Origin of the sequence: Enterobacter hormaechei subsp. hoffmannii, from assembly GCF_001729745.1 — a bacterium.
Lineage (GTDB): Bacteria > Pseudomonadota > Gammaproteobacteria > Enterobacterales > Enterobacteriaceae > Enterobacter > Enterobacter intestinihominis.
Genome location: NZ_CP017186.1, coordinates 3,113,798 through 3,132,953 on the forward strand (window position 1 = coordinate 3,113,798; position 19,156 = coordinate 3,132,953).

Consider the following 19,156-nt stretch of genomic DNA (forward strand, 5'->3'; position numbering starts at 1 on the left):
ACGCGTGTCGCTTGAGGTTAAAAAATGCGTTTAGTCGGGTACACTATCGGAAATACGAGATGAGAATGACGAATGAAAAAGAAAACATCGCTCAGCGAGGAGGATCAGGCTCTCTTCCGTCAGCTGATGACCGGGACGCGTAAAATCACGCACGACACCATTGTCCATCGCCCGCAGCGTAAAAAAATCAGCGAGGTTCCGGTCAAACGGTTGCTTCAGGAGCAGGCCGATAACAGCCACTATTTTTCAGATGAGTTTCAGCCGCTGCTAAATACGCAGGGTGCGGTGAAATACGTGCGCGAAGACGTTAGCCATTTTGAACTGAAAAAATTACGCCGGGGAGATTACTCGCCGGAGCTGTTCCTCGATCTGCATGGGTTGACCCAGATGCAGGCGAAGCAGGAGCTGGGGGCGTTGATCGCGGCGTGCCGACGCGAGCATGTTTTTTGCGCCTGCGTGATGCACGGTCACGGCAAACATATTCTCAAACAACAGACGCCGCTGTGGCTGGCTCAGCATCCACACGTAATGGCTTTTCATCAGGCACCGAAAGAGTACGGCGGAGATGCCGCATTGCTGGTATTGATTGAGGTGGAGGAGTGGCAGCCGCCAGAGTTGCCCTGACACGATGGCGGGAGGCACGCGGCACCCCGCCATATCGCACGTCACGTCAGATGGCTTTAGCCATCTTCAGGTTGCACGGACTCATTTGCCAGTTAAAGACCCCTTTGCCGGTTTCGTCGAGGGTGACGTTGGCAATGGCGGACGTTGTGAACATCGGCGGCGTTTCGCCCGGGCACAGCTCAGATACCAGATAGCCGACCAGCGGCAGGTGGGAAATGACCAGTGCGGAAGCGACACCTTCGTTGCACAGCGCCTGAAGGTAAGCACTGACAAGGCCAACATCGCCACACGGCGTGAGTTCAGGGAGAACATCCACACTGGATGGCAGGTTCATACACTCCCCTACCACATCCAGCGTCTGTTCTGCCCGCAGGAACGGACTCACCAGAACGCGTTCAATGTCCACTTTTTGACCTTTAAGCCATGTCGCCATCTGACGGGATTCGTCGCAGCCACAGACGGTTAAAGGACGTACTGAGTCACTGGCGGCATCGAGTGCCGCGTCGCCGTGACGCATGATAAAAACTTGCATATTGCACCGCTTTTGTTAACCAGAATCACCGGCGTTAACTACCCGCGATTAATGCTCTGAGGTAGAAAACCCGATGGCCGGGCATTGTGCCTGATCCATTCGGTGAATGAAACGCTGTTTTTTACCTCAATGGCGTAAGTATAGTCAATCTTTGTTTACAATTTCGCCATAACAGGTTCCATCACCTCAAGATTTACCCTTCTTTGACTTCAGTTTACGCAATCAGTTTCCCTTGCGGGCCAGAATGTCTGACCCCGTTCCGCCATCTGCAATAATTCGTCACAAGGTGTAAACCGTGGACCGTATTGCGAGGCCAGACGTTGCAGGATCGCAACCACTTCACCCGCCCCGAGGGTATCCATATACCGGAACGGGCCGCCAAGGAATGGCGGAAAACCGATACCAAACACGGCACCGATGTCGCCGTCGCGCGCGCTTTTGATCACCTGCTCACCAAAGCAGCGCGCCGCTTCATTGAGCATCATCATCACGCAGCGCTCAGCACACTGAACCGCCGACAGTTTTCCCTGACCCGTGACAGGAATAAGCGCATAAACCGAAGGGTCGACCTGTTTCTTGCTTTTACGCCCTTTCGCGGCGTAAAGATAGAAACCGCGTTCATTTTTTCTGCCTTTGCGATCGTCCTTCAAAATTGCGGAAACAAAGTTTGCAGGCGGCGCAAAACGATCGCCATAAGCCGCTTCCAGCACAGGGATAATTTTAGTCCCCGTATCAATTCCTACCTCATCCAAAAGTTGGATTGGGCCGACGGGGAAACCAAACTTCACCAGGGCGTCATCGACGTGCTCAATTTTCTCCCCTTCCGTCAGCAACCGCATCGCTTCGTTAATATACGGCGCCAGAATGCGGTTGACGTAGAAGCCGGCTTTGTCCGCGACCACAACAGGAGTTTTGCCCTGTTTTTTCGCCAGCTTCACCACGGTGGCAATAGTTTGCGGGCTGGTTGTGGCATGAGGGATAACCTCCACCAGCGGCATTTTTTCGACAGGACTGAAATAGTGCAGCCCTATCACCTGCTCCGGGCGCATGGCTTTCGCCGCGATGTCGCCGATCGGCAAAGACGAGGTGTTTGACGCGAAAATGGTGTGCGGCGCGCAATGCTGTTCAACGTCCGCTACCATCTGCTGCTTAAGGGCCAGATCTTCGAACACGGCTTCAATCACCAGATCGCGGTGTGCAAACCCACTGTAGTCGGTGGCGCCAGTGATCATCGCGAGGATTTTATCGCGATCGCTGGCCTTGATATGGCGGCGTTTCACTTTGCGATCAAGGTTCTGCCAGCTGTACTGCAACGCGTGGTTGATGCCCTGAGGATTGATATCTTTGATACGTACGGGCAATTTGCCTTTGCTGGCGGTGACAAACGCGATGCCGCCGCCCATCAGCCCACCACCCAGAACCCCAACGGCGCGCAGCGGAGCCGGTTCAGCTTCACTGCCCGGATCTTTTTTAACCTCCGTGCTGGCAAAGAAAATGCCGCGCAGCGCCTGCGACTGCGGCGTCATCGCCAGCTCGCCAAACGCTTTCGCTTCCGCGGCATAACCGCTGCTGCTGCCCTGGGATAAACCGGTTTCAATCACCTTCAGAATACGCGTCGCTGCCGGATAATTCCCTCTGGTTTTTTGCTCGGTTTTTTTACCCACCATATTAAACAGCAGCGTGCGCCCCAGCGGCCCGGCGAGGATACGCTCACGCACCGGCAGGGGGCGTTTCGCCTGACGACCTTTCAGCGCCCGCTCAACGGCAGCCTCAAGCAAGATTGCGTGCGGAACGACCTCATCAACCAGACCCGCCTTTAACGCCTGACGGGCGCGCAGCTGTTTACCGGTTAAAATCATCTCCAGCGCAGTACTGACGCCCACCAGCCGCGGCAAGCGCTGCGTGCCACCTGAACCGGGCAGCAATCCAAGCTGTACTTCAGGCAGTCCGAGTACGGTTTTCGCATCGTCGGTACAGATGCGACTGTGGCAGGCCAGCGCCAGCTCAAGCCCGCCGCCCAGGCAAGCCCCGTGGATCGCAGCGACAACGGGTATCGACAGCGCATGGATCTCCGCCATCACCTGCTGCCCCTGACGCGCCAGATCTTCTGCTTCCTGAGCGCTTGTCGCCCGGGCAATCATGTTGATATCGGCCCCGGCAATAAAGTTATCCGGCTTTGCCGAGATAAATACCAGGCCACGTATCGCTTTGTTTTCGCGGATCTGTCTGAGCATCGCACGCACCTGAACGCCGAACTCCGCCTTCAGGGTATTCATTTTTTCGTCGGGCACATCAATGGTGATAACGGCCACGTTATCAAGGCGAACAACAAGGTTAAATGCAGATGTCGTTTCCATTATTCAGCCTCCAGAACCATTGCTGCGCCCAGACCGCCCGCCGCACAGGCGGTGACGAGACCAAAGCCGCCGCCACGGCGACGCAGTTCGTGCAACGTCTGGGTGATCATTCTCGCCCCGGTCGCTGCAAACGGATGACCGTAAGCAATGGAGCCACCCAGCACATTGAATTTACTTTGATCCACTTCGCCTGTGGCATGTGCGCGGCCCAGCACGTCGCGGGCAAAACGTTCGCTCGCCATAAGCTGCACGTTTGCCAGCGTTTGTGCGGCAAAGGCTTCGTGCATATCAATTAACGTGAGATCGGAGAGCGTTAGCCCCGCGCGCTCCAGCGCCAGCGGCGTGGACCAGGCCGGTCCGAGCAGCATGTCCTGCCAGACATCGATGGCGGTAAAGGCGTAGCTGCGCAAATAGCCCAGCGGTGTGATGCCCAGCTCTTTCGCCCGGGATTCCGTCATCAGGATCACGGCGGCGGCACCGTCCGTCAGCGGCGTACTGTTGGCCGCCGTAACGGTGCCATGTTTACGGTCAAAGGCCGGGCGCAGTTTTGCGTAATCTGCCAGGGTTGAGGTGCCGCGAATGTTGTTATCTTCCGCGAGCGGTTCCCGGTAAGGCGGTACATAGGCGGTCATCACTTCGTTGGTCAGTTTGCCCTCCGACCAGGCTTTCGCTGCCAGCTGATGCGAGCGATGCGCCAGCGCATCCTGCTGTTCGCGGGTAATACCATAGGTTTTTGCCATCTGCTCGGCTGTATCGCCCATGCGCAGGCCGGTGGAGTATTCAGCAACGGCAGGTGGCACGGGCATGAGGTCGCGCAGGCGTAAACGCGAGAAGAGTTTAAGCTTTGCACCGGTAGTGCGAGCTTTGTTGGCATCCACGAGGATGCGGGCCAGCTGTTTGCTGACGCCGATGGGCAGCACGGAGGAGGAATCCGCGCCGCCGGCGATCCCCGCGCGAATGGTCCCCGCCATCAGGCTTTCCGCCACGTTCGCCACCGCCTGGAAACTTGTGGCGCAGGCGCGGCTGACGCTGTAGGCGTCGGTATGAACATTCATGCCGGTACCCAGCACGATTTCACGCGCGATATTGGGTGCTTCCGGCATCTGTACCACCTGGCCGAAAACCAGTTGCTCAATAACCTCTGGCGGGATCTCGCTGCGAGCCAGCATCTCCCCCACCACCATTTTTCCCAGATCGACAGCCGGTATACCGTGAAACGCGGTTGCCTGACGTGCAAACGGCGTACGTAACCCGCTGACAATGGCAATGCGGTCACCGTGTCGGGTGATAAGCGGTAATGCCTGACTCATAACACTCCCCTGTAAAAAAATTTTGCGCGCACGTTAAGTGGTCTGACCTGATAATAGTCTTAACTATTTTTTTACATTGAGCCAATCGGGGAAGCGAAAAATTGCGAGCTAAGGCACAGAGAAGAAAAAGAAAATGCCCAGGGTAAAAGCAAAACGGTAACCCGTGGGTTACCGTTTTTAGTGTTTGCGCCCTCTCCCGTGGGAGAGGGTTGGGGTGAGGGCACCAGACCGCAGGAATTAACGCAGGCCCAGCTGGAAGATCAGCGTTTCTGCCTCGCAGGCGAACACAAAGTCGATATCCAGCTGCACGCCGCCTTCTACTTCCGTAAAGGTAGATTTGATTTCACATGGATCGGATTCGACTTCACGCGCACGCTTGCTCAGCGCGGCCAGCGTCTCTTCCGCTTCAGCGCGGTTAGGGAATACGCGGCTGTAAGAGGCGGTGCAATCGGTGTTGTCCATAATGGTGCCAACATCCATACAGCAGCAAACCGGGGTTTCATCAGCACTGCATTTACTCATAGCTCAATTTCCTCTGTATTCGCGCAGCGCGCGAGATAAACACGATGCGACTATTTTACGCCCCCGGACGAGCCCCCTCCAGCCGTTAATGGCGCAAAACCGGATAAGTGAGCAATATCACACTAAAAAATGATCTAAAACAAAATTCACCTTTTCGGATGAATCGTACTGGTCACAATTTTGCCAACCAGATCTCGTTTCATGAAACATGTTTGAAAATATTAATAAACAAACTTGCAACATCCCAGCTGGTCAGACCTATACTCTCGCCACTGGTCTGATTTGTATGTCATACCTCAGACCCTACACTTCGCGCTCCTGTTACGGTATGTAACAATTATTGAATAAAAATAACTCAATGAGGTTATGGTCATGAGCCAGAAAACCCTGTTCAAACAAACTGCTTTAGCAGTTGCAGTGGCAATCGTCTCAACGTCCGCCTGGTCAGCGGGCTTCCAGTTAAACGAATTTTCTTCCTCTGGCCTTGGCCGTGCGTATTCCGGGGAAGGTGCGATTGCCGATGACGCAGGCAACGCAAGCCGTAACCCGGCGCTTATCATGATGTTTGATCGCCCTACCTTCTCTGCCGGTGCGGTTTACATCGATCCTGATGTCAACATTTCTGGCAAATCTCAGTATACCGGCGCAGATCTGAAGGCGGATAACATTGCACCAACGGCGTGGGTGCCTAACCTGCACTTTGTTGCGCCAATCAATGAACAGTTTGGTTGGGGTGCCTCTGTCACCTCTAACTATGGCCTGGCAACGGAGTTCAATAACAACTACCCGGCCGGGGAATACGGCGGTAAAACCGACCTGACGACCCTGAACCTTAACCTGAGCGGCGCATATCGTCTGAACGATAACTGGAGCTTTGGTCTGGGCTTTGATGCTGTCTACGCTGATGCAAAAATCGAGCGTTATTCCGGGGAGCAAACTGCTGCGCTGCCGAAAAACAGCAATAAAATTGCCAGCCTGAAAGGTGACGAGTGGGGTTACGGCTGGAACGCCGGTATCCTGTATGAACTGGATAAAAACAACCGCTGGGGTCTGACCTACCGCTCAGAAGTGAAGATTGACTTCGATGGCGATTACAAAAGCGGCATCCTGAGCCCAGTCAACGGTATGGTACCGGGCGCAGGCACCACCATTCCATGGGGTACCTCGAATCAAACCGTACCGGGTTCACTGTCACTGCATCTGCCAGAAATGTGGGAAGTGTCAGGTTATAACCGCGTTGCGCCGCAGTGGGCTATTCACTATAGCCTCGCGTATACCAGCTGGAGCCAGTTCCAGGAGCTGAAAGCCACCGGCAGCAACGGCCAGACGCTGTTCTATAAAGACGAAAGCTTCCACGATGCTTACCGTATCGCACTTGGTACGACCTATTATATGGATGACAACTGGACGTTCCGTACCGGCGTGGCATTTGATGACAGTCCGGTACCGGCAGATAAGCGTTCTATCTCCATTCCGGATCAGGACCGTTTCTGGGTAAGTGCGGGGGCAACCTACGCGTTCAACGAGAATGCCTCTATCGACGCGGGCGTGTCGTACATGCATGGACAGAAAGTGACCTTCCAGGAAGGCCCTTACGAGTTTACCTCTGAAGGTAAAGCCTGGCTGTTTGGTACCAACTTCAACTACGCGTTCTAATCCCAACACGATTAAAAAAGGTGAGCATCGCTCACCTTTTTTATTTATTCCGAATCGATATCTTTTAATTCGTTCTCGATGGCTTTCGCGTTCGGATTATCTTCCGGCTTCAGCTTACCGCCGTTGGCAATAAAGTCATGGTTCTGGAAATAGGCCTCGCGGACCATGATGTACGGATCGGAAGACTGACGCAGCAGACCGTCAGAGTCCAGCAGTTGCGCACGCGTTTCAATCCCTTCCACGGTCCATTTACCAATCGACAGCGGCCAGGTGAGCCATGACAGCACCGGATACAGCGTATCCACCATATCGCCGCCATCATCACGCACGGTAAAGCTGCCGTAGAATGGCAGGTGCACATACGGCCCATAACCTACGCCATAATGCCCCAGTGTGCTGCCGAAACGATGCGGCTGTTCACGCTGTAATTTCGGGTTCGCCATGCCTGCGACATCTATTAAGCCGCCCATACCCAGCAGAGAGTTCAGGAAGAAACGGGTGAAATGCACCATCCCCTGATACGGGTCGCCCTGGAGGAAGTAGTTCACCATCACCGCTGGCTCTTCCAGGTTACTGGTAAAGTTGCTCAGCCCGTTACGCGCTGGCTGCGGAACGTAGTCACGCCATGCCACGGCAACCGGACGAACCAGATATGGATCCAGCACATTATAGTTAAAGTTGTACATTGAACGGTTAAATCCTTCGAGAGGATCGGAGCGTCCCGTTTGCTCGCCAGAGCTGGCGCAGCCCACAAGCATCGTTACGCCCAGCGCAAGCGCCGACAGCCGAAGCTTCATATATTTCTCCCTGTTCAATATGGCTATCGTTGAATGCCATCTGTGACGGAGCCTGTGAGGCTCCGCCTGAAACGTGCAAGTGATTGTAACAGCACGCTTACCGATGTCTACGAGGACAATGACGACCCGCTCGCGTCATCACGCTAATTTCAGCATAGCCTGTCTTTAAGAATTCGTTTCGCTGGCAATTTTATATTGGCTTTGAAAGAGATGTCTCACCTTTATTGCCATTTTCAGCAATTTAAGAGCTTCCCCACGGGCAAGGCGCCAAAAGCCGCTACGCTTAAATGAGCGATTACCCCCGAAGGAGCAGTTATGAAAGATATTAACGAAGAAAAAATTGGCGAGAACAATGAGGAACATGAGATTGAAAGTGAGGAGAAAGACCGGGGAGAAGAGATAGAAGTCGATGAGGATCGCCTGCCGTCGCGTGCCATGGCCATTCATGAGCATATTCGCCAGGATGGCGAAAAGGAGATGGAGCGTGACGCAATGGCCCTGCTGTGGTCGGCCATCGCAGCCGGTCTGTCGATGGGTGCCTCTCTGCTCGCCAAAGGTATATTTCACGTTCAGCTGGAAGGCGTGCCGGGCGGTTTTTTGCTGGAGAATTTAGGCTACACGTTCGGCTTTATTATCGTCATTATGGCGCGACAGCAGCTTTTCACGGAGAACACCGTCACTGCCGTACTGCCCGTCATGCAAAATCCGACCCTTGGTAATTTTGGTTTACTGATGCGCCTCTGGAGCGTCGTGCTGCTGGGGAACCTGATCGGTACGGGCGTTGCAGCCTGGGCCTTCGAGTATATGCCAATCTTTGATGAACCGACCCGCGACGCATTCGTGAAGATTGGCATGGATGTAATGAAAAATACGCCGGTTGAAATGTTCTCTAATGCCATTATCTCCGGCTGGATCATCGCCACTATGGTCTGGATGTTCCCGTCAGCGGGCAGCGCGAAAATCGTGGTGATTATCCTGATGACCTGGCTTATCGCACTCGCCGATACCACGCACATTGTTGTCGGGACCGTTGAAATCCTTTATCTGGTATTTAACGGCACACTCCACTGGAGCGACTTTTTCTGGCCGTTCGCCCTGCCTACTCTCGCAGGCAACATTTGTGGCGGAACCTTTATCTTTGCACTGCTGAGCCATGCGCAAATCCGTAACGACATGTCCAACAAGCGTAAGGCCGAACTTAAGGCTCAGGAAAAAAAGGATAAAACTGCCGAAAAATCGGCGTGAATGGTGACTCTTTGACCAGTCAGGCGGCAATGCGCTTAACGAGAAGTGTAAATAACGCTATACTCTTGCCGCTTCGTCCCCTTAGTTAAATGGATATAACGAGCCCCTCCTAAGGGCTAGTTGCAGGTTCGATTCCTGCAGGGGACACTTTTAATTTCCCCCTATAATCCCTGATTTATCAATCCGCTTTGCAATTGCCGCTTTTTTAAGCAAAAACGAGTAATAGCTCATAATGTATAACGGTGCTACATTAAGCCGCCCACCCAAGTCAGCAATGGCCAGGCAACGTCGTAAAGAACGGTAAAGCCTGCAACCATGACCTCGTCCTACGGTCTCAATGGCACGTGGTATCGCGAAGTCTGCGCTACCTTCACAGGCTTTACAAAGGTTCCACTATTTTGTCTCAATCCAAATTTCAGCGGGCGTTTCTGCACCCGCGCTACTGGTTTACATGGTTCGGCCTTGGCGTACTTTGGCTGCTAGTCCAGCTTCCTTATCCCGTGATTCGCTTCCTGGGTTCGAAGCTCGGCAGCGCATCGCGTCACTTTCTTAAGCGTCGCGAGTCCATTGCCCGAAAAAATCTTGAACTTTGCTTTCCGCATTACAACGCGCAGCAGCGTGAAACGCTGATCGCTGAAAACTTTAAATCTATCGGTATGGCGCTGCTTGAAACCGGTATGGCCTGGTTCTGGCCAGACGAGCGTGTCCGTAAATGGTTTGACGTTGAAGGTCTGGATAACCTCAAACATGCCCAGATGCAAAAACGCGGCGTGATGGTTGTGGGTGTGCATTTTATGTCGCTTGAGCTGGGCGGCCGCGTTATGGGTCTTTGTCAGCCGATGATGGCAACCTATCGCCCGCATAACAGCGCACTGATGGAATGGGTACAAACGCGGGGCCGCATGCGTTCAAATAAGGCGATGATCAGCCGTAACAATCTGCGCGGTATGGTTGGCGCCCTGAAAAAAGGTGAAGCCGTCTGGTTTGCCCCGGACCAGGACTACGGCCCTAAAGGCAGCAGCTTTGCCCCTTTCTTTGCGGTTAAAGATGTCGCTACGACGAACGGTACCTTTGTGATTTCACGTCTCTCTGGCGCCTCGATGTTAACGGTGACCATGGTCAGAAAAGCGGATAAGTCAGGCTATCGTCTGCATATCTCACCGGAGATGGCGAACTATCCTGAGGATGAGAGTGAAGCCGCGACCTTTATCAATAAGGTGATTGAGTTTGAGATTATGCGAGCACCTGAGCAGTATCTGTGGATGCACCGCCGCTTTAAAACCCGCCCTCTGGGCGAAGCCTCACTTTATATCTAACCCCTTTCGAAGGTTAGTTTCGCTAAGAAACTAACCTTTTCAAGCACCTGTAATCGCAGTGCGTAACGGCTTTTTTCGACCGTCGCTCAACAGGCATTTATTGCGTACTGAAATCAAACTGTCGCCGTTCCACGACACTCGTAAGTATCGGAAATTATTTAAAAAAATGCCTCTTGTCACTCCTGAAATTTAGGCGTACATTAGCGCCGTCTGGCGACAGGAAAGCACAGAATTCAGAGCTGAAGTTAGCGACGTAACGGGATAATTCCGATTTCCCCTTTCGCATGATTTCAACTCTCTATACTCAGTTGGACTCTGTTTTTTTAATGCGTACCGGAAGATACGCGGAGCGATGAAACGTGAAATATTTCTTTATGGGCATTTCGGTTATTGTTTTAGTTTGGGCCGGAACGTTTGCTCTGATGATCTAGTTAAGAAAATGCAGTCAAAAAAACAGGCGCCGTTGGCGCCTGTTTTTTTGGTGTCCGTTACGACTCGGGTTGTTCCACGACGCTCTTAACTGCAAGCAGGCCATCCGCGCGGAACATGCTTTTAATCCCCCGCACAGCCTGACGGATACGGTCGCTGTTTTCGATCAGCGCGAAACGCACATGCGTGTCACCGTAGTCACCAAAGCCAATGCCTGGAGAAACGCAAACCTTCGCGTCCTGAAGCAGTTTTTTGGCAAATTCCAGAGATCCCATCGCCGCATACGGCTCGGGGATTTTCGCCCAGACGTACATGGAAGCTTTAGGCATTTCAACCATCCAGCCCGCTTCGTGAAGCCCTTTTACCAGCACATCACGGCGGCGTTTGTACTGGGCGGCAATATCAAGCACGCACTGCTGATCCCCTTCCAGCGCCGCGATGGCCGCGACCTGCAATGGCGTAAACGTACCATAGTCATGGTAACTTTTAATACGCGCCAGGGCGCTCACCAGCGTTTTGTTTCCCACCATAAATCCAATTCGCCAGCCCGCCATGTTGTAGCTTTTCGACAGGGTGAAAAACTCAACCGCCACATCACGGGCACCCGGTACCTGCATAATTGACGGCGCTTTCCAGCCATCATAAACGATATCAGCATAGGCGAGATCGTGTACCACCAGCACGTCGTAACGCTTAGCCAGCGCGACCACTTTCTCAAAGAATTCGAGTTCGACGCATTGTGCCGTTGGGTTGGACGGGAAACCGAGGATCATCATTTTCGGCTTCGGATAGCTTTCACGAATCGCCCGTTCCAGCTCGTTGAAGAAGTCGACGCCTTCCACCAGTGGGACAGAACGCACCTGCGCGCCAGCAATCACCGCCCCATAAATATGAATTGGGTAGCTCGGATTCGGCACCAGGACGGTATCGCCGTGATCGAGCGTCGCCAGCATCAGGTGGGCCAGCCCCTCTTTGGAGCCAATGGTCACAATCGCTTCGCTTTCAGGATCGATATCCACCTGATAACGATCCTGATACCAGCGGGAGATCGCCCGACGCAAGCGTGGAATGCCGCGTGAGGTTGAATACCCATGGGTATCGGGACGCTGGGCAACTGTGCAGAGTTTCTCAACGATATGCGGCGGCGTTGGGCCGTCAGGGTTACCCATACTGAAATCGATAATGTCTTCACCGCGCCGACGCGCAGCCATTTTCAGCTCAGCAGTGATATTGAAAACATAAGGGGGGAGACGATCGATACGCGTAAAACGGCGTTCAGGACTGAATTCAGCCATAGATTCCTCAGAGTCACGTTAGCGCCCGGACCGTCCGAGCGACGCTGCCACCCGTGTGGCATGCTTAGAAAATAACCTGAAGAAAAAGACGCTGTCGAGGGGATAACGGCAAAACAATATATTGCGCTAAAACGGGAATGCGATTGCAGTGAAAAGCGGAACTCTTATCGTGAACAGGCAGTTTTAAGCGCTGCGATTTAACACAATATTTTCAGTATCGTTACCTGACGCTTCTCCCCAAACGAAAAAGCAGCGACTTTCAGTCAAAAGCCAGCAATCCCCTTTGAGAATTATGGTTTTTCCCCATTTGATAAATCTGATGGATAGCTGGTCATCTGGCCCTATGTTTTCTATCATAGATTTTTCCCGTTTTCCCAGGCCTGACCGTGCACGAAATCTTCAATATGCTCCTGGCGGTGTTCGACCGCGCGGCATTAATGCTGATCTGTCTCTTTTTCCTTATCCGCATCCGTTTGTTTCGCGAACTGTTGCATAAATCTGCCCACTCGCCAAAAGAGCTGCTGGCCGTTACGTTTATCTTTTCGATGTTTGCCCTGTTCAGCACCTGGTCCGGCGTGCCGGTAGAAGGCTCGCTGGTGAACGTGCGCATCATCGCCGTCATGTCGGGCGGGATCCTCTTTGGTCCCTGGGTCGGGATTATCACAGGCATTATCGCCGGCACCCATCGATACCTGATTGATATTGGCGGCGTGACGGCAGTCCCCTGCTTTATCACCAGCATTATTGCCGGGGTACTCTCCGGCTGGATTAACCGCAAAATCCCAAAAAAACAGCACTGGCGTGCGGGGATTATCGCGGGGATGGTCTGCGAAACGCTAACCATGATCCTGGTCGTCGTCTGGGCACCGACCACTGCGCTGGGGCTGGATATCGTCTCGAAGATCGGTATTCCGATGATCCTCGGGAGCGTCTGTATAGGCTTTATCGTGCTGCTGGTGCAAAGCGTGGAAGGCGAAAAAGAGGCCAGCGCCGCGCGTCAGGCGAAGCTGGCACTGGATATTGCCAACAAAACGCTGCCGCTTTTCCGACACGTTAACACCGAATCTTTACGTCAGGTTTGCGATATCATCCGCCGGGATATTCACGCCGATGCGGTTGCCATCACCAATATTGACCACGTGCTGGCCTATGTTGGCGTCGGTGAGCACAATTATCGCGACAGCGACGATACCATCAGCCCGACCACCAGACAGGCGATTAACTACGGAAAAATCATCATTAAAAACAATGATGAAGCCCACCGGACGCCAGAGATCCACTCAATGCTGGTGATCCCGCTGTGGGAAAAAGGCGTGGTCACGGGGACGCTGAAAATTTACTACTGCCATGCGCACCAAATCACCTCCTCGCTCCAGGAGATGGCGATTGGCCTGTCGCAGATCATCTCCACCCAACTCGAAGTTTCGCGTGCGGAGCAGTTGCGCGAGATGGCAAATAAGGCAGAGCTGCGTGCCCTGCAAAGCAAGATCAATCCCCATTTCCTGTTTAACGCGCTGAACGCTATATCCTCTTCCATTCGTCTTAATCCGGATACCGCGCGGCAGCTGATTTTTAATCTGTCGCGCTATCTGCGCTACAACATTGAGTTAAAAGACGACGAGCAGATCGACATCAAAAAAGAGCTGTATCAAATCAAGGATTACATCGCGATTGAGCAGGCACGCTTTGGCGATAAGCTGACGGTCATTTACGATATTGATGAAGAGGTCAACTGCGTGATCCCAAGCCTGCTGATCCAGCCGCTGGTGGAAAACGCTATTGTTCACGGCATTCAGCCGTGTAAAGGAAAAGGCGTGGTCACGATTAGCGTGACGGAAAGCGGTAACCGCGTGCGAATCGCCGTGCGCGATACCGGACACGGCATCGATCCGAAAGTTATCGAGCGCGTCGAATCAAACGAAATGCCGGGAAATAAAATCGGGCTGCTGAACGTGCACCACCGGGTCAAGCTGCTGTACGGTGACGGGCTGCACATTCACCGCCTTGAGCCGGGCACCGAGATTGCTTTTTATGTCCCGAACGAACGAACGCCCATTAATGCCCCCATATCCTTGTTGCCGTAGGCCGGAGTAACAGATGAAAGTCATCATCGTAGAAGATGAAATTCTGGCTCAGCAGGAGTTGAGCTGGCTTATCAAAACCCACAGCCAGATGGAGATTGTTGGCTGTTTTGAGGATGGTCTGGACGTGCTGAAATTTTTGCAGCATAACCGGGTCGACGCGATTTTTCTCGATATTAATATTCCGTCTCTGGACGGCGTTCTGCTGGCGCAAAATATCAATCAGTTCGCCCACAAGCCGTTTATTGTGTTTGTCACCGCGTGGAAAGAGCATGCCGTGGAAGCCTTCGAGCTGGAGGCGTTTGACTATATTCTCAAGCCGTATCAGGAGTCACGTATTATCAGCATGCTGCATAAGCTGGAAGCCGCATGGCAGCAGCAGTCGCTGCCCGCCAGTGCCAGTCCGGTAGCGCGGGAAAACGACACCATTAATCTGGTCAAGGACGAACGGATCATCGTCACGCCTGTCGACGATATTTACTATGCTGAAGCGCACGAAAAAATGACGTTTGTCTATACGCGGCGTGAGGCCTACGTAATGGCGATGAACATCACCGAATTTTGCAACAAACTCCCGGCAGCGCACTTCTTCCGCTGCCACCGCTCGTTCTGCGTCAACCTGAACAAGATCCGCGAGATCGAACCCTGGTTTAATAACACCTATATTTTGCGTCTGAAGGATCTGGATTTTCAGGTGCCGGTAAGCCGCAGCAGAGTGAAAGCGTTCCGCCAGCTCATGCACCTGTAGCGCGTTCCCTCTCCCGCAGGAGAGGGAGACGGATGTCAGAGGATCTGACCAAGTACCTGACGCAGATGCGCCCCGGAGCCAAGCAAGCCCGGATTGTCGTGGACAATCAGGTAAACCGGAATGTCCTGCACGTAACTTTTGAAGCGGCCTTTGTCTTCAAAGCCACCACGGAAACCGGAGGCGGTAAAGAAATCGAGGAAGCGCGGCACGATCCCGCCCGCAATATAGACCCCGCCAAAGGTGCCGAGATTCAGGGCCAGGTTGCCGCCGAAACGCCCCATAATGACGCAGAACAACGACAAAGCACGACGGCAGTCAATACAGCTGTCGGCCAGCGCGCGTTCGGTCACATCTTTAGGCTGCAGATTTTCCGGCAGACGTCCGTCTGATTTTACAATCGCCCGATACAGGTTCACCAGACCCGGGCCAGAAAGCACGCGCTCGGCCGACACGTGACCAATTTCGGCGCGTAGCTCCTCAAGAATAATGCCCTCTTCTTCGCTGTTCGGCGCAAAATCCACGTGACCGCCCTCACCCGGCAGGCTCACCCAGCGTTTGTCGACGTGGACCAGGTGCGCCACCCCCAGACCGGTTCCGGCGCCGTAAACAGCAATGGGTTTGCCTTCAACCGGGGCCGTACCGCCGAACTGAATCAGATGCTCAGGTTTAAGCATTGGGATAGCCATGGAAACCGCAGTGAAATCGTTGATAATTTCAAGGTGCGAGAAGCCGAGGTTTTTCCGCATTTCGGCAATTGAAAAGGCCCACGTGTGGTTGGTCATCGCCACCCAGTCGCCGGTGATCGGACAGGCGATGGCGATACAACCGTCTTCAACGCTCACTTTATGCTCTTCAAGATAGACGCGAACTACCGCTTCCAGGCTTGGGTAATCCAGCCCTGAATAGGTTTTCGCCTGAGAAATTTCACCGCTGTTTACATCGCACAGGGCAAGGCGCGCGTTGGTGCCGCCTACATCACCTACCAAAGCATACTTTGTCATTCTTCTACTGCTCCGCTAAAGTCAGAATAAATCTTTGGGACACTGTAAATTCAAGGCGTGATAACAACAACGACCAGAAGGTGACTGCCCATGGATTATCGATCTTCGTCACATAATAACTTTACCGTTTCAGCACCTTTTGCACTATTGCCACAATGCTGATTGTGCAAAGTAACGTTAAGCCGTTTTGTACAAGGAAATCATCATGCTCCATCCGCGAGCCAGAACCATGCTGTTATTGGCTGTCCCGGCGCTAATTATTGGCGTAGCGTCGAGCCTGGTGCTCATCGTCGTCATGAAAGTAGCGGCAGTGCTGCAAACGATTTTATGGACCGCGCTGCCGGTTAAACTTGGCATCAGCACTGACTCGCCAGGGTGGATCATGATGATGCTGACCCTGACCGGAATTGCCGTAGGTCTGGTGATCCGCTATAGCCCGGGCCATGCCGGGCCGGACCCGGCACTGGAACCCTTGATTGGTGCGCCAGTATCTCCCTCTGCTCTGCCGGGGCTTGTTATCGCGCTGATTATCGGTCTTGCGGGCGGCGTAAGCCTCGGGCCTGAACATCCCATTATGGCGGTTAATATCGCGCTGGCGGTCTTTCTGGGAGCGCGTCTTTTCCCGCGCGTTGGCGCGCTGGACTGGACGATTCTGGCTTCCGCCGGTACCATCGGGGCACTGTTTGGTACCCCAATAGCGGCTGCGCTCATCTTTTCGCAAACGCTCAGCAGCGACAATGATGTGCCGCTGTGGGATAAACTCTTTGCGCCACTGATGGCCGCAGCAGCAGGGGCCCTCACAACCAGCCTGTTTTTCCATCCCCATTTTTCACTCCCCATCCCCCACTATGGCCAGATGCAACTCACCGATATTGTCAGCGGTGCCGTCGTCGTCGCGATAGCCATTGCGCTGGGAATGATCGCAGTGTGGTGTCTTCCGCGCCTGCATCGTCTGATGCACAGGCTGAAGCATCCGGTGCTGATTCTGGGTATGGGCGGTTTTATTCTGGGCGTTTTAGGCGCTATCGGCGGGACGGTTACGCTGTTTAAGGGTCTGGACGAGATGCAGCAACTGGCCTTCAGCCAGGTCTTTAGCGTCTCCGATTATCTGCTGTTCGCGCTGGTAAAACTGGCGGCGCTGGTGATCGCTGCAGCCTGTGGTTTCCGGGGAGGACGGATCTTCCCGGCGGTATTTGTTGGCGTCGCGCTGGGGCTGATGCTGCATGAGCACGTCGACGCTGTCCCTGCGGCGATTACCGTCTCCTGCTCCATTCTGGGGCTGGTACTGGTGGTAACGCGCGATGCATGGCTGAGTCTGTTTATGGCGGCCGTTGTGGTGCCGGATACCACGCTTCTGCCGCTCCTTTGTATCGTGATGTTGCCCGCCTGGCTCCTGCTGGCGGGCAAACCGATGTTGATGGCATGGCGAAACGACAGGTAATCAGGCGTTATTGCGCGCCTCCAGCGCTTTGGTCAGCGCGCTCAGCAGCGGCGGAATATCGGCTTTCGGCAGCATCACCTCGATCAGCGATAGTCGCTCGTGGTGTGCTACTTTATCCAGCACCTCCGCCAGTGTTTCCGCTTCGCTGACGCGCCAGCATTCTGCCTCTGGCGCCAGGCTCAGCGCCTGCGGGATCTGCGTCCAGTTCCAGAGGGCAATATCGTTATAGCGCTGCTCCGGCCCGTGGATGGCTCTCTCAACCGTGTATCCCTCGTTGTTAAGCACCAGAATAATCGGGCGCTGCTTGTCGCGCAGCATCGATCCCAGCTCCTGAATGGTCAACTGCGCGGCACCGTCACCCGTCAGGACAATCACGCGTCGGTTCGGACACGCTGTTTGCGCGCCAAACGCCGCCGCGAGCGTGTAGCCGATCGATCCCCAAAGCGGCTGGACGATAAAGTTCACGTCTGCCGGTAAACGCAAATCGATAGCGCCGAAAGCAGACGTCCCCTGGTCAGCCAGAATAATGTCTCCGGGGCGAATAAACGTTTGCAGGGTACGCCAGAAGCTCTCCTGAGTCAGCGCCCCTTCGATAGTGGGGAAAGAAGAGCTGCTGTGATCCGATGGCGCTCGCGTATCACATACATGCGTTTTGCACAGCGCTGTCAGCGTTTCAATGGCCTCCCTCATCGGGATACCCGTAAACCAGACGTCGCCGACGCGGGACGCGTGGGGCTGAACCTCTATCGTCTGATCTGGCGTCAGCTGGTGGGTAAACCCGGCTGTGAGCGTATCGGTAAAGCGCGTGCCAATGCACAGCACCGTATCAGCCCCCTCGATTGCCTCTTTGACCGCCGCGGCGCTCGCCGATCCGCTGTAGGTGCCATAAAAACCGCTCTGTCGTTCGTCAAAAATGCCCTTGCCCATCAGCATGGTGGCGTGTGCCATCGGCACCTCTTTCACCCACGTCTGAAGGGCCGCGCGCAAACCGTGGCGCAGCACCAGGAAGTCCGCTAACAGCGCGGTGCGTTTGCTCGTTGACAAACGCTTTTCGGCAGCCTCACGGAACGCTTGCATGCAGGCTGAATCGGCCGGTGCGGAGTTAAGAGTGAGAGCGCTTACAGGGGGTGTAGCGGCTTTTTTCGCCACATCGGCGGGCAGCATCAGGTAGCCCGGACGGCGCTCCCGCAGCATGGTGGTCAGGACTCTGTCAATTTCATAGCAGGCGTTTTGTTCGGTAAGCACCGCCTGTGCAACGGTGATGGGTTCGCTCATGTGGTAGAAATGGCGGAACTCGCCGTCGCCTAAGGTGTGGTGCAGTAACTCTCCTCGCTGCTGCGCCGCCATACCCGGAGCCCCCACAATATGGAGCACGGGGACATGTTCGGCAAAGCTGCCCGCCACACCGTTCATGGCGCTTAACTCCCCAACGCCGAAAGTCGTCAGGAGTGCGGCAAATCCCTTACAGCGGGCATAGCCGTCTGCGGCGTAAGACGCGTTCAGCTCGTTGGCACAGCCCACCCAGCAGATGTCCGGGCTGTCTATCACATGGTCGAGAAACTGCAGGTTATAGTCGCCCGGCACGCCAAACAGATGATCGGCACCGCAATCTGTTAGTCGGTCCAGCAGGTAATCGGCGACGCAATAGGGGGTACGCATATTATAGGTGTCCTTCTGACGTTGACCTCACTCTGAGTATTAAATAAGCGTGAAGGGTGTCCAGAATTGGCGACAATCAGGGGCTGGAAAGAATGCTTTACGAAAAAAGCTGAGCTATGCTCATTTTCTTCAGGTTAGTGTAA

16 protein-coding genes and 1 tRNA gene are annotated in these 19,156 nt (G+C 54.1%); 9 read left to right on the plus strand and 8 right to left on the minus strand.

The window, feature by feature from the left end; translation table 11 throughout:
- Positions 1 to 72: 72 nt before the first annotated feature.
- Positions 73 to 624 carry an endonuclease SmrB gene (gene smrB, locus BFV65_RS14550; protein ID WP_022648866.1) on the plus strand — a complete coding sequence of 184 codons (552 nt, stop codon included), beginning with the start codon at positions 73 to 75 and terminating at the stop codon, positions 622 to 624.
- 46 nt (positions 625 to 670) lie between these two features.
- Here the strand turns inward: smrB and sixA are convergent, their stop codons facing one another.
- The 4 genes from sixA to BFV65_RS14570 form a co-directional block, all read right to left on the minus strand.
- Positions 671 to 1,156, minus strand: coding sequence for a phosphohistidine phosphatase SixA (gene sixA, locus BFV65_RS14555; protein ID WP_003861375.1), 486 nt, complete (start codon positions 1,154 to 1,156; stop codon positions 671 to 673).
- Positions 1,157 to 1,365: 209 nt separating this feature from the next.
- A complete protein-coding gene (gene fadJ / locus BFV65_RS14560; protein WP_069596794.1) occupies positions 1,366 to 3,513 on the minus strand; it encodes a fatty acid oxidation complex subunit alpha FadJ in 2,148 nt (715 codons plus the stop codon).
- The gene (gene fadI / locus BFV65_RS14565) at positions 3,513 to 4,823 is read right to left on the minus strand and encodes an acetyl-CoA C-acyltransferase FadI (protein WP_023300649.1); all 1,311 of its coding nucleotides are present in this window, start codon (positions 4,821 to 4,823) and stop codon (positions 3,513 to 3,515) included. The genes fadJ and fadI overlap by 1 nt, the downstream gene beginning before the upstream one ends.
- A gap of 237 nt (positions 4,824 to 5,060) precedes the next feature.
- Positions 5,061 to 5,345 carry a YfcZ/YiiS family protein gene (locus tag BFV65_RS14570; protein ID WP_022648869.1) on the minus strand — a complete coding sequence of 95 codons (285 nt, stop codon included), beginning with the start codon at positions 5,343 to 5,345 and terminating at the stop codon, positions 5,061 to 5,063.
- 372 nt (positions 5,346 to 5,717) lie between these two features.
- Between BFV65_RS14570 and fadL the strand changes: the two genes are divergently transcribed.
- Positions 5,718 to 7,001, plus strand: a complete 1,284-nt coding sequence (gene fadL / locus BFV65_RS14575) for a long-chain fatty acid transporter FadL (RefSeq protein WP_022648870.1) — start codon at positions 5,718 to 5,720, stop codon at positions 6,999 to 7,001.
- Between the two features lie 44 nt (positions 7,002 to 7,045).
- Here fadL and mlaA read toward each other — a convergent pair whose 3' ends face one another.
- Positions 7,046 to 7,798: a phospholipid-binding lipoprotein MlaA gene (gene mlaA, locus BFV65_RS14580; protein ID WP_022648871.1), complete on the minus strand. Its 753-nt coding sequence runs from the start codon at positions 7,796 to 7,798 to the stop codon at positions 7,046 to 7,048.
- Positions 7,799 to 8,113: 315 nt separating this feature from the next.
- On the opposite strand from mlaA, the gene BFV65_RS14585 reads away from it, so the two are divergent.
- The 4 genes from BFV65_RS14585 (at position 8,114) to ypdK (ending at position 10,790) form a co-directional block, all read left to right on the plus strand.
- Positions 8,114 to 9,043: a formate/nitrite transporter family protein gene (locus BFV65_RS14585; RefSeq protein WP_022648872.1), complete on the plus strand. Its 930-nt coding sequence runs from the start codon at positions 8,114 to 8,116 to the stop codon at positions 9,041 to 9,043.
- Between the two features lie 75 nt (positions 9,044 to 9,118).
- Positions 9,119 to 9,190: transfer RNA gene (locus BFV65_RS14590), tRNA-Arg, on the plus strand.
- A 248-nt stretch (positions 9,191 to 9,438) separates the two neighbouring features.
- Entirely contained in the window at positions 9,439 to 10,359 is a 921-nt protein-coding gene (lpxP, locus tag BFV65_RS14595; RefSeq protein WP_168713920.1) for a kdo(2)-lipid IV(A) palmitoleoyltransferase, read from the plus strand.
- 359 nt (positions 10,360 to 10,718) lie between these two features.
- Positions 10,719 to 10,790: a membrane protein YpdK gene (ypdK, locus tag BFV65_RS23195; RefSeq protein WP_099458937.1), complete on the plus strand. Its 72-nt coding sequence runs from the start codon at positions 10,719 to 10,721 to the stop codon at positions 10,788 to 10,790.
- A gap of 57 nt (positions 10,791 to 10,847) precedes the next feature.
- Here the strand turns inward: ypdK and alaC are convergent, their stop codons facing one another.
- On the minus strand, positions 10,848 to 12,083 hold the full coding sequence (gene alaC, locus BFV65_RS14605) for an alanine transaminase (RefSeq protein WP_023300650.1): 1,236 nt from the start codon (positions 12,081 to 12,083) through the stop codon (positions 10,848 to 10,850).
- A gap of 386 nt (positions 12,084 to 12,469) precedes the next feature.
- Between alaC and BFV65_RS14610 the strand changes: the two genes are divergently transcribed.
- A complete protein-coding gene (locus tag BFV65_RS14610) occupies positions 12,470 to 14,167 on the plus strand; it encodes a sensor histidine kinase (RefSeq protein ID WP_045308680.1) in 1,698 nt (565 codons plus the stop codon).
- Positions 14,168 to 14,180: 13 nt separating this feature from the next.
- The gene (locus BFV65_RS14615; protein WP_032622329.1) at positions 14,181 to 14,912 is read left to right on the plus strand and encodes a LytR/AlgR family response regulator transcription factor; all 732 of its coding nucleotides are present in this window, start codon (positions 14,181 to 14,183) and stop codon (positions 14,910 to 14,912) included.
- A gap of 35 nt (positions 14,913 to 14,947) precedes the next feature.
- Here the strand turns inward: BFV65_RS14615 and glk are convergent, their stop codons facing one another.
- Positions 14,948 to 15,913 carry a glucokinase gene (gene glk, locus BFV65_RS14620; protein WP_022648928.1) on the minus strand — a complete coding sequence of 322 codons (966 nt, stop codon included), beginning with the start codon at positions 15,911 to 15,913 and terminating at the stop codon, positions 14,948 to 14,950.
- Between the two features lie 205 nt (positions 15,914 to 16,118).
- Between glk and BFV65_RS14625 the strand changes: the two genes are divergently transcribed.
- Positions 16,119 to 17,354 (plus strand): ion channel protein, encoded by a 1,236-nt coding sequence (locus tag BFV65_RS14625; RefSeq protein ID WP_038416469.1) that lies wholly within the window; start codon positions 16,119 to 16,121, stop codon positions 17,352 to 17,354.
- On the opposite strand, the gene ipdC is transcribed toward BFV65_RS14625, so the two are convergent.
- The gene (gene ipdC, locus BFV65_RS14630; protein WP_038416470.1) at positions 17,355 to 19,013 is read right to left on the minus strand and encodes an indolepyruvate decarboxylase; all 1,659 of its coding nucleotides are present in this window, start codon (positions 19,011 to 19,013) and stop codon (positions 17,355 to 17,357) included.
- Between the last annotated feature and the right edge of the window lie 143 nt (positions 19,014 to 19,156).